Below are 14,338 nucleotides of genomic sequence, written 5' to 3'. Positions count from 1 at the left end.
GTTTCAAGTTAAAGACTGAGCCACCAGATATTTGCTTACAGAATCAAACCGCGAAAGGCCGGTATTTATTTTTCTCCGGCTCCCGACTGTCTAACCATCGCGAGGTTAAACTTACTCACTCCTGCCTCGTTTACCTTATCGATTACTTTGATTACGGTTTGATAACTCGCAGTACCGTCTCCACGAATGATCACTCTGTTTTTACCCGGTTCTCTTTTATCCAAAGGACCTAAAAATACGTTGATTTTATCGGTAAGTTTTTCCAGAGGAACGGGATCCGTATCTTTGTCCAAAAATATCTTTCCATCTTTGTTGATGGTAATCACAAGTTCGTCCTTTTTCTTTTCCTGGGCCGTTGAAGAAGATCGAGGCAATTCTATCTTCATTACGGTGGATTTTTCTAAGGTCGCGTTCATCAAAAAATAAATTACGATAAAACTAATAACGTCGATCAAAGGGGCCAATTCGATTTGACCGGCCCTACCTGATGAAGATCGGAACTTTCTAAATTTCATATTACTTCAGATATTTGATCGCTTGACCGGAAAGATTTTCCATCTCGGCGATTGTATCTTCTTTTTTCTTTTGAAAGTAATTGTAGGCGACGTAAGCCGGAATCGCAATCGCTAAACCCATCGCGGTAGTTATCAACGCCTCGCTGATCCCTACTTCTGCCCCGCGAGTTCCCGAACCTTCTTCAAAGGAACGAATGATTCCTAAAACCGTTCCTAAAACTCCCAAAAGAGGAGAGATGGTCGCGATCGTTCCCAGACCGGAAAGAAATCTTTCCATCTTGAGGATTTGAGCAAAACCTGCGGATAACATTTCTTCTTCCGCTGCGTCTAGGTTTTTACGAGAGGATTCGATTCCCGCTTGGAGAACTTGGGAAGCCGGCCCGTTACTTAGGTTTTTAAGAAAGTCAGTCGCCGTGTCCCAATTCTTTTGGCGGAACAAGTCTTTGAGAGCTCTCCAATCCGTCGGAGTGATCGGCTTCCACTTTGAAAAATAGAGCATCCTTTCGATGATGATGGTGAAACCAACGATAGAAACTAAAACGATAACGATAGGAACCGATTCTGGGGGGATCGCAGAAATTAGAGAATCAGATTTGGCTAAAAACATTTGAGTAAAATTCTCCCATAAGTAGAGTTTAAAACTCTCTTGTTACTGCCAAACAGTTTTCTAATCTGCGCCCACCCTTTTTCCAGGGATTCTCAATGGAAAAGATCCACAGTTAGACCGCCTGTTTTTTCAGCAGTTCCTTTGCATGCTCAAGAGCGCCTTTCGAAACCCTTTGACCCGAAATCATTCTTGCAAGTTCCAAGGTCCGTTCTTCTAAACTCAAGAATTCTGCTCGGGAAAAAGTTCTTCCTCCTTCGACAAATTTACTGATTTTGAGATGATCATTCGCGGCCGAGGCGATTTGCTGAAGATGCGTAATCAGGATGAGTTGATGATTGGATGCTAAATTCCGAAGTTTACGAGCAACGTCCATCGCAATCTCCCCGCCCAAACCGGAGTCTATCTCATCAAAGATCAGAACTCGAAGATGGGATTGCCCTCCCAAAATCGAACGAATCGCAAGCATCACTCTGGACACTTCCCCGCCCGAGGCAATTTTTCGAAGTGGTCTTGGTTTTTCCCCAGGATTCGGACTAAAATAGAATTCCAGTTGATCGAGTCCGGTTTCGTTTACGATATAACTCTTACCGGAAGCTGAAATTTCCCCTTCAGGACTCGGTTCCCAACGGAGAACCACTTGAACTGCGGCGCCCGACATTCCGAGATGTTCCAATTCTGACTTGAGGGAGGATTCAAATCGAACCAAAGATTCCCTTCTCGCTTTGGAAAGTTGGATCGAAAGAGAACCAAGTCTTGTTGTGACATTCTCCACTTCCGCTTCCATAGATTCCTTGTTCTTGGAATTTTTTTCCATCGCTTCCAGCTCTTGTTCCGCCTTTCTTTTACAATCTAAAATTTCGGAAAGATCCGAACCGTATTTCTTTTTGAGTTTGGAAATGAGGTCCAATCGAGACTGAACAAACTGCAAACGATCCGGCGAAAAGAAAATCTCTTCCTTTTCATCCAAAACCGAAGAATTGATCTCTTTGAGTTGGATATAAATTTCCTGAAGGGAATCCAGTGTTTTGGCAAAGTCCGGTTGAATGGATTTGATCTTCTCCGCAGCGTTCAGAAGTCTGGGAAAAGAAGGAAGAATCGCGGATTCCGAATCAGCGAGATAGGAGGAAAGAATTTCAAAATTCTCCGCAAGAAGTTCTCCATGGGCCAAAAGCCGTTCTTCTTTGTTTAAACTCTCTTCTTCTCCGTCTTTTAAGTCGGCTTCTTTGATTTCTCGAATTTGAAAGGAAAGAAATTCGATTCGTTTGGACTTTTCCTCTTCGTTCTTACGCAATTCTTCCAGACGTTTTTTCAAACTCTTATAAGTTAAAAAACATTCTTTCACCTGGTTTCGGAGCGGAATCAAACCTGCGTGCAGATCGATGATATCCAACTGCTCGCTCCGATCCAAAAGAAGAATCTGATCGTTTTGATTGTGCACCTCCGCGAGCAATTCCCCAAGCCCTCTCAACGTGGTCGACGAGGCTAAGGACTGATTGATCAGAATTCGGGATTTTCCGTCCCGACTGCATTCCCGATGAAGCGTAAGCTCCTTGGAATCGGAGGGAAAACCTTTCTCCTTAAGCCAATCCTGGGCGATTGGGTTTCGGGAAAGATCAAAAACCCCTTCCAGAACGTATTTTGGTGCGCCGGTTCGAATTTCCATCGGGCTGCTCTTTCCTCCCAAAAGTGAAGAAATTGCGTCCAGAATCAGGGATTTCCCGGCCCCAGTCTCTCCGGTGATTACGGTCATTCCTTTTTGAAAATCAATACAGGCTTCTTCGATCAGAGCAAAATCTCTTATATTCAGGGTTTTGAGCATATTTACCTCGGGATACTAAACAAATTATACCCTTCATATAACTGCTATACATTTGATTGCAAGTTATTTTTTTTACCGAAAAACTTTTTCCATAAAAAAGGAATCGATTCTTTTTCGATCCGGATTCTCGCCAAACACGCGGTAAACGAAGAGGACTTATCAATTTATAAAGTATGGGAGAAGAATTTTTAACTTTTTTGTAAAACCGTCGCTGAACGTAAAGAATCATAACCTTACCCCACAGGTTGAAAAGCTATTTAGAATCACCAAGGATCGAAATCAAAATTTTTGTAGAAGTTCCTACATTTGAGACTTTTACTTGCAAAGATAAGGTTTTTCTGATAGAGGAAAGTCAGCCGAGGTTTTCCCGCCACCGCTCCCCACCACCCGAAATCAGGGCGGGGATTTCGTTTCACGGAAGGATTGTCGTTGTTACGACAAATTTTTTGAAAGAATCAGTTCACTTAGTGGGTAGGTTATGCGAAACGCGAAAAGAAAATATTCTAAATTTTGAATCCTCTTGTTTTCTTTCAAAAATCAAACAAATCAAAATGAAAGAGTTCGTGAGAAGAATTCCCACTTTATGATATTTTTATGGAGTTCTCGTGCCTATTTTTCTTATAAATAAAACAAAACTTCCTTTCTTATAGAAAATGAACTCATAGTCCGCACTAAAGTATCGTTTTCTCCCATCCGAAATAACAAGCCCGCAAAAATCGGCTCGGGTTTAGGGCGGAATTTTATGAATCCATCCAATTCGGATTTCGTGGAGAAGTCCTTAGTTTCTCTTTTCCGATCTCTGAGAAAAATCGATTGATGGAAGGTTAATATAGGAGTCCCTTGATTGCAAAAAAAAATCAGGAACTCCGAATTCAAACCGTTTAAAAGAATGAGTTTGGGTTTTTACGGTTTTATCCGATTTTTAGAATATCGTAATTCTGGAATTTGATTGATTCAATCTCTTTGTCATTGAAACTGACAGTGAAAATTGGTAGCATCCGGAATTAACGGGGATAGAAAGAAATATGGCAAAAAGTTTTCAAGACTTAGATCAAAAACTAAGCGAACTCATCCAATCGCGTTCCCGCATCACGGTTCAATCCTCTCGGATGAACTCCAAACTTGAAAAATATGTCCTTCGAATCATAACTGAGATTCTATCCAAAGTAGGACAGACTCGTTATGTGGAGATGTTATATACCATCACCAAGGAAATGTCCATCAACGGAGTAAAGGCCAACCAAAAGAGAGTTTTCTTTGAAGACGAAGGTTTGGATATTCGAAATCCGGAAGAATATGAAAAGGGAGTCGCCGCATTCAAAGCAAAGTTCTCGGAAAGAATGGCGGACGAATATGGCAAACGGTGTCTTGCACGTGGAATTTCTGTTAAACTAAACATTACTTATACTGCGGAAGGTATTGTCGTCGAAGTGACGAACAATACTCCGGTAATCGCCGAAGAACAGGAAAGGATGCGCGAGAAAATGAGAAAGGCGATGGGTTATAACGATATCGCCGAATTCTACATGGATAACATGGACAATACGGAAGGCGCAGGACTCGGTATCGCTTTGATTATGATTCTATTAAAAAGTGAGAATATAGATCCTCACCTCTTTCGTATCATGACTCACGAACACGAAACCGTAGCAAGAGTTGAGATTCCGTTTTCGGAAAATTATATCAGCATTCGAAGTAAGGAACTAAAGGAAAATAATCTTGGAAATCAAAGGTAAAACCGTATTAGTCACCGGCTCCGCCGGTGGATTGGGAAAAGCGATGGCGGAACATTTCGCCAAAAGAGGGGCAAAAATCGTCCTTTCAGACATATCTGAAGAAAAATTAAAAGAAGCTGAAAATGATATCAAGTCTTTGGGCGCCGAAGTGTTTTCTTTTAAAGCGGACGTATCAAAGGAAGAAGATGCAGAAAAGCTTATGAAGGCCGCGGTAAATCAGTTCGGCAGTTTGGACGTAGCGGTTTTAAACGCGGGAATCTTAAGAGACGGCCTTCTCGTTAAAACTGATAAGGAAACCGGGAAAGTGGTTTCAAAAATGTCGTTAGCAAATTGGCAATCGGTCATCGACGTAAATCTCACCGGCGTATTTCTTACGGGTAGAGAAGCTGCGATTCAGATGATTGAAAGCAAGAGCAAAGGTGTGATCATTCCGATCGCTTCGGTTGCGATGCACGGTAATCCGGGTCAGACAAATTATTCCGCGGCGAAAGCCGGAGTTGCCGCAATGACAAAACTATGGGCAAAAGAGTTAAGTAGATACGGCATTCGTGTGGCAGGAATAGCGCCGGGATTTATAAAAACAGAGATGGTAATGAAAGATATGAATCCCGAAGCGTTAAAAAAATGGGAGTCTCTGATACCGATTGGTAGATTAGGAGAACCTTATGAAATCGCAATGACCGCAGAGTTCATCGCTAACAACGATTTAGTATCCGGAGTTGTATTAGAAATTTCAGGTGGAGTAAAAATTTAATCGGAAATCGATTTTTTCAGAAAAGAACTTTACACTAAGAGAAAATTATAATATAATTGACTGTAATTTATTGAATTAAGTCTTTATGGTTTACTAAAACTGAATAAACTTAATTCGATAATCCAGTCTAAAAAGAAAAGCATCTTCTTCTTTTAGAAATCTAAAAAAGAGTAAAACAATGTCTAAAGAAAAATCAGTATTAAAGAAAACCCAGTTAGAATCAGCAATTCGCGGAATCAAGGGGATCGCACACCCGGACCGTTTGCAGATTCTTTTTTTCCTCTCTCAAAAAGAACACAGCGTCGGCGAACTTGTAGATTTACTCGGTATCAGCCAATCTGCGGCTTCTCAACACTTAAGTAAAATGAAGATCAACGGAATTCTTTCCAGCAGAAAGGAATCCAACCAAGTATTCTATTACTTAAAAGACGGCAAATACAAGGATCTGATTCGTACGATCGTAAAAATCTACGGTTGATTCTCGAAAGCGTATTCAAAATCCATTATGTACCCTCTTCTTGACCGAGGAGGGTTACATACTCTCTCACCGCATCCTTTAACAGCGTAAATCCATCACTATAGCCCGTTTTGAGCAGTTTTGTCGTATCCGCGCAGGTATAATACTGATACTTCACTTTGAGAGTTTCAGGCATTTCGGTGTATTCAATGTTTTGCGGTAATCCGAGTGTGTCAAAAATCGCAGACACCAAATCGTTCCAAGTTTCGGCGACCCCTCTTCCCAAATTATAAAGTCCGCCGTAACCGCCAAACGCGAGATAGGCGGTAATTTTAGCCGCGTCCTTTGCGTATAAAAAGTCCCGTTTTTGTTCTCCGTCCTTGTATTCCGGTTTATAGGATTTGAAAAGTTTGATCTTTCCTTCTTTTTTGATCTGCTCATAACCCTTAAGAACGACGCTCCTCATATCTTCCTTATGCCCTTCTCCATAACCGAATACGTTGAAATATTTGATTCCGGTGATCCGATCCAGAAAGGAATGTTTTTTAGCGTAGAGGTCGAACATGTGTTTGGAATAACCGTACATATTCAGGGGTTTGAGAAAACCGATGTCGCCTTTGTCGTCGTAACCGTTGGCGCCGTCTCCGTATGTCGCGGCGGAGGACGCGTAGACAAAACGAGTGCCACTTTTGAGGGATTCTTTTGCGAGAAGTTTTGTATACTCGAAATTATTGTTAATCAGATAAGAAGCGTCGGTCTCGGTAGTGGAGGAACAAGCCCCCAAGTGAAAAAGAATATCATAATCTTTGAATAAACTCGATCGAATCGCAAGATCTAAAAAGTGTTCTTTTTCCAGATAATCGGAATATTTTTTTCCCACTAAATTCTTCCATTTGGAGGAATTTCCCAGATGATCTACGACCAAAATGTCGTCGATTCCCTGGCGGTTGAGTTCTTCAATGAGATTGGATCCGATAAGGCCGGCTCCGCCGGTGACAATACATCTTTTTTTCGTCATAAAATTCTAATTTCCTAAAGAGAGTCTAAGAGTCTACCAAATCTATCGTCCACCCTTTTCACGGTCTGACCGTCGGCTTCCGTCAAAGGAGGATACCAATCCTTGAGTCTGCAGTCGATCACGACGGGCGGATAGAGACCCGGATGATTTCGGATTAATTTCGTGTCTGCATAGATATCTCCCGCAGGTTCGAAACGTGTAAAGATGGACCAGATAAAATCGTGATCAGAACGGGTTGCATCCTTGGAATCGTCTACGATAAACACGAGTAAAAAATCCTGAATACATTTCTCCTTTAAAAGTTTCGCCGGAAGTCCGTCGTTCTTCTTGTATTTTTTGCCCGAGACGACCAATACTCCGGGATAGACGACGATCGGATCGTAAAAAGAAGAGTTTACGAACTTCCCTTTGAATCCGGTTTTTAAGGAATTTTTCTTTTTACCGGATCCGAGAAAAATCGCCTTACTTCCTTTGTTCACTTCCGGTCCCGTATAGTCCAAAGTGTCCTGGGAAATATTGGAGAAAATGTGAAGATCCGTAATCGGATTCATTCTTTCTAATACGCTAATAAACGTATTTCTAAAGTTTTTGAGATCCACGTTCTGATCGGTGACTAGTAATACTTTCGTCAAAGAAAGTTGTCCTTCTCCCAGGATTCGAAGGGCGCCGGTAAACGCCTCTCCTTGGTATCGTTCCTTAACGACCGCGGCCGCGAGGGAATGAACTCCGGATTCTTCATAAGCCCAAACACCTTTCACGGCTGGCATTACTACCGGAAACATCGGCGACAATAAATCCTGAAGATATTCCGCGATCCAGTGATCTTCCTGAGGAGGACGTCCTACAACCGTCGCGGGCCAGATCGCGTCTTTTCTATGAAATATATTTTTTACCCGCACGACCGGATAGTCGTGTTTGAGAGCGTAGTAACCGTAGTGATCCCCGAACGGACCTTCCGGCTTACGAATCTTAGGCGGAATGATTCCCGAAATTAAAAAGTCCGCGTCTGCTACGATCGGAAGCTGACTTACGCTTCCGTTTTTGTAAATTTTTAATTTTTCACCTAACAATAACGATGCGAGAATGAGTTCGCTGATTTCTTCAGGAAGAGGAGCTACGGCCGCGATCGTAAGACCGGGAGGTCCTCCGGCATAGATATGAACCGGTAATCCGTTTCCTTCCCTCTCGGCTTCGAAATAATGATTCCCACCGCCTCTATGGATCTGAATGTGCATCCCGGTTTCCAAAGGTCCGTGGATCTGGATCCTATACATTCCTAAATTTCCCTTTCCCGTTTTAGGACTTTCAGTATAAACCAGAGGCAAGGTTACGAATTTACCTCCGTCCATCGGCCAGGATTTTATGGCGGGAAGTTCATGCAAAGATTCTAATGTATTATCGAGAACGGGTGCGGAACCGACTTTTTTTAATCCGACTTTCAGAGCCTGAAAAGCGAGATGACGCAAGGCCCAAACCTTGGAAGAGGAAGGCGGAAGAAAGTGTTGAATGGTATATGCAATTTTTTGCACAAACTTTACGGGATCCTCGCCGAAAGCGATTCTCATCCTTTTTTCGGAACCGTATAGATTAGTAGCCACGGAAAACTTGGATCCTTTTACGTTTCTGAATAAAACGGCGGGACCACGTTTGGCGACGACTCGTCTTTGGATTTCAGCCAATTCTAAAATCGGATCCACTTCCTCTTCGATCACTAAAAGTTCTTTTTGTTTCTGTAATTCTTTTACAAAGTCGCTCGTGGATCTGATTTTCATATTTTTCCCACCGGAAGATCCGGTTGTTTTATCGTTTTATTTTTGAGTTGGATCAGCTTTCCGGAAATGGAAGAAGGAAATTCTTCTTTGAGATCCTCTTCACTCACCCATTTAAAAAGCAGATTTTCTTTTTTACTCAGGATCCTTTCGATTCGAATTCGATCCTCCGAACTTTCGCTGAACATCAGCCGAATTCTATGGTTGGTTATGGAATGTTTAGCGGTTTTTGAATGTGTTTTCATAAGGGAGCCGTCAAACAACTGTTCGGCGATGGAATCCTTTTCATAGGGATGATTCCCTTCGATCCTAAACGGAAGCGAATAGATCGTTTTGAAAAATCTTCTTCCGGGATATTTTAAAAGAAGAATTTGTCCTTCCGATTTTAAGAATAAAAAGTGTAGATCCAAATCCACCCAATTGTCGACGGACTTTGATACCGGAATTTCCCTTTCTTTTCCGACCGCTCTCGCTTCACAGCCGTCGATAAAAGGACAAGATTCACAAATCGGAACGGGAACACAAACAAGGGCTCCTAATTCCATCATCGCTTCGTTGTGATCTCCCGCAAAATCCGGAGTTAATAATTCTTGGGCGAGACCGCCCAAAAGTTGATTTGTAGAACCGAGAAGCGGATCTTGTTCGATCAAAAAAAGTCTAGACAAGACTCGCTTAACGTTTCCGTCTAAAACGGCGTGATGTTTTCCATAAGCGATCGATAATACTGCGGACGCGGTATAACTTCCCACACCCGGTATCGACAGCGCGTCCTCGTAGTCCTTCGGAAATTCTCCCGAAAATTTTTCGACCAAAAGTGCTGCGCCTTTTTTTAAATTCCGCGCTCGAGAATAATAACCGAGACCTTTCCAGTATTTCATGACCTCGTCTTCCGAGGCTTCCTTCAATGCAATTGGATCCGGGAATCTTTTTAAGAATGTTTCGTAGATCGGCAACATCGCCGCGACGCGGGTTTGTTGGAGCATAATTTCGCTCACCCAAATCCGATACGCGTTTTTATTGATTCTAAAAGGGAGTTCTCTTTTGTTTTTTTGAAACCAGGAAAGTAAGGACTTTCTTAGTTTTAAAAGAAGCTCGGAGGAAATGGGTTCGTTTTTGGATTTCACTGTCGTAAAGAAGGTCGATTTCTTTACATGGAACGGTACGCCAGACGAAGGTAAATCCTGTTTTAAGTTGAATTCTTAAATTTCATTCGATTTTGTTTCGGATCAAACGAAATCCTTAGTCTCTGGTTAAGACATTTTTTTTCTCGGGGCGACTCGGATTTGAAATATGGTATTTTCCGTCCAGGAGCATGATGTGTTTTCCGCTTTCCAGGGCACGATAGAGTTTTTGAAAATTCGGACCCGGTGTATGAACGGAGTTCGGACTGGACAATTTCTTTTTGATGGAATCGATCGTGTAGATGTCGTGCTGACCGACTCCTTTCAATTCTTTCATTCCGATATAAGAACAATCGAAATAATCGCGGACGTCGTTGTAAACGGATTTAGAAACCGTGATCTTTCCCGGTTCGCCGATATTCTCGATCCGAGAAGCGAGGTTAACGGTATGTCCCCAGATATCGAAGGCGATCTTTGTATGTCCGACCACCCCGGCGATCAAGGTTCCAGAATGAATCGCGATCCGAAGCCCCCAGGCCTCCTCTCCGTTTTTCATTCTTTCCTTTTTGCGATTCTCCGTATATTCCATCATCTTCAAAGAGGCCAAAAGGGAATCCAATTTTGCCGTTCTTTTATATCCGCCCAAACCTCCGACCGCAAGAAATGCGTCCCCGATCGTTTTTACTTTTTCGATTCTGTGTTGAGTGCATATTTTTTCGAACTCGTCGAAATAGATCGAAAGTTCCTTTAAGAGTTCGTTCGGACTCATATAACGGCTGATATCCGAAAATCCCACAAAGTCGGTAAGAATTACTACGGCGTTCTCGTGCTGAATGGGTCGAACTTTTCCTTTCAGCTTCAATTCTTCGATCATATATTCCGGAAGAATGTTTTGTAAAAGTACGTCCGCTTTTTTTTTCTCCTCGAGAATCCGATTACGATCGCTGTTGACGATGTGATTCATCATCTCACGGGTAAGAGCTTCCTTGTTTCGATATCGAACGATCCGGCTGAGAGCTCGGAAATAATCCTCCTCTCTTTGAATGATGTCTTCGGGAGTTCCGAGCGCGATGTTCTTGGCGAATTCGGCTAACTCGTTCAACGCAGTTCACCCTTTCTCGCCTTTTGAATCCAATCGTCCTTGATCAAATCGAGTCCGCAGGGAAGGTTCCAAAGTTCGTCGATGATGTCGGGGAGTTGTTCCTTACGAATGATTTGTCCGTGTTGCGGCGCGATCACCTCGGCGTCAAAGCTCATGATCTTCAAAAGAGCATAACGTAGAGCGAGATTGGAAGGAATATAAGCCTGCATAAATGTCTTCATGTTGTCCAAAGCTTTTTTGTCGTGATACAAGGACCATTCCCTTCCCAACCCGCCCAAAATATCGCTCGTAAAAAGGACACGCGACTTTAGATCGAAAGTAATCATAGCCCCTGGGGAATGTGCAAACGGTGTGCTGATAAACTGAAGTTCCCTTCCGCTAGGCGTGGAAAAATACGTCAATTCATCGCCGATACGAATGATACTTCCTTTAACACCGTAGTGTTTGATCAGATAGACGGTTCTTGTTTCCGCGACGATCTGCACGGGACTATCGCCGCTTAAGTCTTCAAAGATCGGAACGTTCGCGCAGAGGTCCGGATCCTGGTGTTGTAAGATGATGGTTTCGATGGAGTTCGGAGCTACGAGGGAGAAAACCTTTCTGGCCACAACGGGGAAGTCTGGAATGGAGCCGGGGTCGATCAGAATGGTGCTATCACCGTTTTTGATCATATAGGGATTACAGTGAAGGGACTCTCTTTGATCGTAGAATCCGATCCAGTAGATATCTTCCGCGATTTCTACCGCATAATTGGTATCGATTTCGAGAGTCAATTCTCTCGGAATATTCTTCTGCGTTTCCGCTTGAGCTATATCGTTCTCAGACAAGGGACCGACTCCTTTCGGTCTTGACGACCTTAGTTATAAATACATACGTCGGATTACAAATATTCTATTTTTCATATGTAAGCAGAAGCTCCCTTATCCTTTCAACGTTCACAGGTTTGATAAAAATTTCGGTTGCTCCCGCTTTACGAGCTTCGTCGATAATCTCAGGTTCTGAGAAGGCGGTCATCGCGGCAATCGGAATATTCAAATTGTATTCCCTAATTTTTTTTGTAAGTTCGATTCCGTCTAACAACGGCATCTTGAGATCGGTAATAACAACGTCGGGTTGATACTCAAGGAACACATCCCAAGCGACTTTACCGTTTTCTGCGGAACGAACCGAAGTCAAAAAACGTTCTAAAAAACGAACCATCGTTACCCGGATTAATTCTTCGTCTTCTACATACAAAAGTTTTAATGCGATCCGATTCATGGAAGTTCGATCACCATCACGGCTCCCTGATCGGAATTATAAGCGTAAATTTTCCCGTCCATATTGTTTTCGATGATTGACTTGGACATATAAAGACCGATTCCGGTTCCCTTTCCTTGATCCTTTGTCGTAAAATAAGGCTGAAAAAGTTTTTCTAATATCGAGGAGTCGATCCCTCCTCCGTTGTCCCGAATGGTCACCATTTTTTTTTCTCCTTCTTTGCGAATATCCACGTGAATCGAAGGTTCGTCCGGATGAGATTCCATAAGTGCATCCCTTGAATTTGCGATTATATTCAAAATCACCTGGGAGAATTCATTAGGAAAACCGAATACTTGATAATCTTCATTAGGATTAAAGTAAATACTAATATTTTGATTTTTTAAACTTTCGGAAACCAATGAGAACGATTTTTGTATCAAGGTTTTTAACGAAAATTTTTCCTTCGTTTTATTCGGACGAAAATAATTCCGAAAATCGTCTATGGTTGCCGACATCTGTTCCACAAGATTCATGATCTTGTTTGTGGAATCTTCGATATATTCTTCGTCGAGTTTCCCTTCCGAATACGCATACGAAAAATCCTGTACACAGAGGGAGATCGCGTTCAGAGGTTGTCTCCACTGATGGGCGATATTACCGATCATTTCGCCCATATCCGCCAATCTAGACCGGACTATCATCGCCTTTTCCTGTTCTCTCCGTTTTTGGATCTCCGATTCCACACGAGCTTCGAGCCCCCGGTTCAATTCTTCCAGAGCGCTCGTCTTTTCCCTTAGATCGTTCTCAGATTTTTTTCGCAGCGTGGAATCTCGAATGACCCCGACAAAGTATTGATTCTGGTTTTGGGAGAATTCGGAAACGGCGAGTTCCACGGGAAATTTTGTACCGTCTTTTTTGAGAGCTACAACTTCTCTTCCGATTCCGATGATCTTTTTTTCCCGTGTTTCAACGTATCGTTTCAGATATTCGTCGTGTTCGGAGTGATAGGGCTCGGGCATCAGAAATTTTATATTCTTACCTACAACCTCGGTAAAACCGTAACCGAACATTTTTTCCGCCGCGGTGTTGAACATCATGATGGTTCCTTTTGGCGTGATCATGATGATCGCATCCACAACGGTTTCAAAGATAGCCTGAAATCTTTCGTCGCTTTCGCGTAACGCGTTTACCGCTAAAAATCTTTGTTCGCTTTCCCTTATATTTTTTAGACCAAGAGCCAAATCCTTTGTGATTTCGGAATAGATTCCTGCCTCGTCTTCCAAAAAATAGTGTTTCTCTTTGGAAAAGATACAAAGGACGGAGACCAATTCTTTTAACAAAAAAATAGGAAAGATGCCCATCGATTGATAACCGAATTGAACACAGGTTTCTTTCCAATTGCCGAACTCGTCCGCGTTGTGAATGTCGTCGATGATAAGAGGCTTCCCGGTAACGATCGCTCTGAGACCCGGTCCCAAATCCATTCCTTCGGTTTCGGTCTTAAAGATAAACTGGCTTTCACCTGCAAAAGCAACTTGGAATATTATGTTTTTCCTAGATTCTACCGTTCCAAAACAGACAAAACCTAAATTCTCTTCGGCTTTGAGAATTTTACAAACGCCGGTATAGAGTTCCTGAACCGATTTGGATCTAAGAATCCACTGAGTAATTTCGTTTCGAATGAGATAAGTACGATTGACGGCGATAGTTCTTTTCCCTCTGGCTTTTTTAGTTCTGGTTATCTCGGGAAGAATGACTCCTTCGATTTCAAGAACTTCCTCATCCTTGAAAATTTTTCTAAAAAAAACGGATCTTCTTTTGGTAAAACCCGCTTCGGTTTTAAATTCGATGAGAAGAATGAGTTTGTCTTCAAACGCATTCCTCGCAAATTCGGCGATGATCTCCGACGCGGAATTAGAGATCACGTTCGATCGTTCTCCGATCGACTCCAATTCCAAAAACGTCCGGAACTCCGGATTCGAGGAAAGATAAACTCCAAATTTATCGGAGTGAAAGATCGGAGATTTTATTTCGTGAGATCCTAATCGAGAATTCATGAAATGCTTTCGCCTCCTCGCAATACTCAAGGAATACAAAATTCAATCAAAGATTTGGATTTTTTAAATCTTTTTTCCGGCAATTCTATGTTATTTTTGCCGACGTGGAAATAAATTATTCTATATAACTGCAACAAACCG

13 protein-coding genes are annotated in these 14,338 nt (G+C 42.4%); 3 read left to right on the top strand and 10 right to left on the bottom strand.

Features of this window, described 5'->3' with window-relative positions; translation table 11 throughout:
- Nucleotides 1-65: 65 nt before the first annotated feature.
- The 3 genes from JWG44_RS04360 to recN form a co-directional block, all read right to left on the bottom strand.
- Nucleotides 66-515 carry an ExbD/TolR family protein gene (locus tag JWG44_RS04360; protein WP_205273734.1) on the bottom strand — a complete coding sequence of 150 codons (450 nt, stop codon included), beginning with the start codon at nt 513-515 and terminating at the stop codon, nt 66-68.
- 1 nt (nt 516) lies between these two features.
- Entirely contained in the window at nt 517-1,122 is a 606-nt protein-coding gene (locus JWG44_RS04355; protein ID WP_205273733.1) for a MotA/TolQ/ExbB proton channel family protein, read from the bottom strand.
- Nucleotides 1,123-1,234: 112 nt separating this feature from the next.
- Complete coding sequence (gene recN / locus JWG44_RS04350; protein WP_205273732.1) at nt 1,235-2,941, bottom strand: DNA repair protein RecN; 1,707 nt, start codon at nt 2,939-2,941, stop codon at nt 1,235-1,237.
- A 1,025-nt stretch (nt 2,942-3,966) separates the two neighbouring features.
- Here recN and JWG44_RS04345 point away from each other — a divergent pair.
- The 3 genes from JWG44_RS04345 (at nt 3,967) to JWG44_RS04335 (ending at nt 5,909) form a co-directional block, all read left to right on the top strand.
- Nucleotides 3,967-4,677, top strand: a complete 711-nt coding sequence (locus JWG44_RS04345) for a histidine kinase (RefSeq protein ID WP_205273731.1) — start codon at nt 3,967-3,969, stop codon at nt 4,675-4,677.
- Nucleotides 4,661-5,431 (top strand): SDR family oxidoreductase, encoded by a 771-nt coding sequence (locus tag JWG44_RS04340; protein ID WP_205273730.1) that lies wholly within the window; start codon nt 4,661-4,663, stop codon nt 5,429-5,431. The genes JWG44_RS04345 and JWG44_RS04340 overlap by 17 nt, the downstream gene beginning before the upstream one ends.
- Before the next feature lie 178 nt (nt 5,432-5,609).
- Entirely contained in the window at nt 5,610-5,909 is a 300-nt protein-coding gene (locus JWG44_RS04335; RefSeq protein ID WP_069607487.1) for an ArsR/SmtB family transcription factor, read from the top strand.
- A gap of 25 nt (nt 5,910-5,934) precedes the next feature.
- Here the strand turns inward: JWG44_RS04335 and rfaD are convergent, their stop codons facing one another.
- The 7 genes from rfaD to JWG44_RS04300 all read right to left on the bottom strand — a co-directional run bounded on the left by rfaD (nt 5,935) and on the right by JWG44_RS04300 (nt 14,197).
- Nucleotides 5,935-6,906: an ADP-glyceromanno-heptose 6-epimerase gene (gene rfaD / locus JWG44_RS04330; protein WP_205273729.1), complete on the bottom strand. Its 972-nt coding sequence runs from the start codon at nt 6,904-6,906 to the stop codon at nt 5,935-5,937.
- A 14-nt stretch (nt 6,907-6,920) separates the two neighbouring features.
- Nucleotides 6,921-8,678, bottom strand: coding sequence for a UbiD family decarboxylase (locus tag JWG44_RS04325; RefSeq protein WP_205273728.1), 1,758 nt, complete (start codon nt 8,676-8,678; stop codon nt 6,921-6,923).
- Complete coding sequence (gene mutY, locus JWG44_RS04320) at nt 8,675-9,799, bottom strand: A/G-specific adenine glycosylase (RefSeq protein WP_205273727.1); 1,125 nt, start codon at nt 9,797-9,799, stop codon at nt 8,675-8,677. Before mutY ends, JWG44_RS04325 begins: the two co-directional genes overlap by 4 nt.
- 115 nt (nt 9,800-9,914) lie before the next feature.
- Nucleotides 9,915-10,898 (bottom strand): adenylate/guanylate cyclase domain-containing protein, encoded by a 984-nt coding sequence (locus JWG44_RS04315; RefSeq protein ID WP_205273726.1) that lies wholly within the window; start codon nt 10,896-10,898, stop codon nt 9,915-9,917.
- The gene (locus tag JWG44_RS04310) at nt 10,895-11,725 is read right to left on the bottom strand and encodes an oxygen-binding di-iron domain-containing protein (protein ID WP_205273725.1); all 831 of its coding nucleotides are present in this window, start codon (nt 11,723-11,725) and stop codon (nt 10,895-10,897) included. Before JWG44_RS04310 ends, JWG44_RS04315 begins: the two co-directional genes overlap by 4 nt.
- Before the next feature lie 64 nt (nt 11,726-11,789).
- Nucleotides 11,790-12,158, bottom strand: coding sequence for a response regulator (locus JWG44_RS04305; protein ID WP_205273724.1), 369 nt, complete (start codon nt 12,156-12,158; stop codon nt 11,790-11,792).
- A complete protein-coding gene (locus JWG44_RS04300) occupies nt 12,155-14,197 on the bottom strand; it encodes a sensor histidine kinase (RefSeq protein WP_205273723.1) in 2,043 nt (680 codons plus the stop codon). The genes JWG44_RS04305 and JWG44_RS04300 overlap by 4 nt, the downstream gene beginning before the upstream one ends.
- Nucleotides 14,198-14,338: the final 141 nt, after the last annotated feature.

This window comes from Leptospira ainazelensis (genome assembly GCF_016918785.1).
Lineage (GTDB): Bacteria > Spirochaetota > Leptospiria > Leptospirales > Leptospiraceae > Leptospira > Leptospira ainazelensis.
The sequence above is the reverse complement of the archived record's forward strand: the minus strand, read 5'-3'. Positions and strand labels throughout refer to the sequence as shown.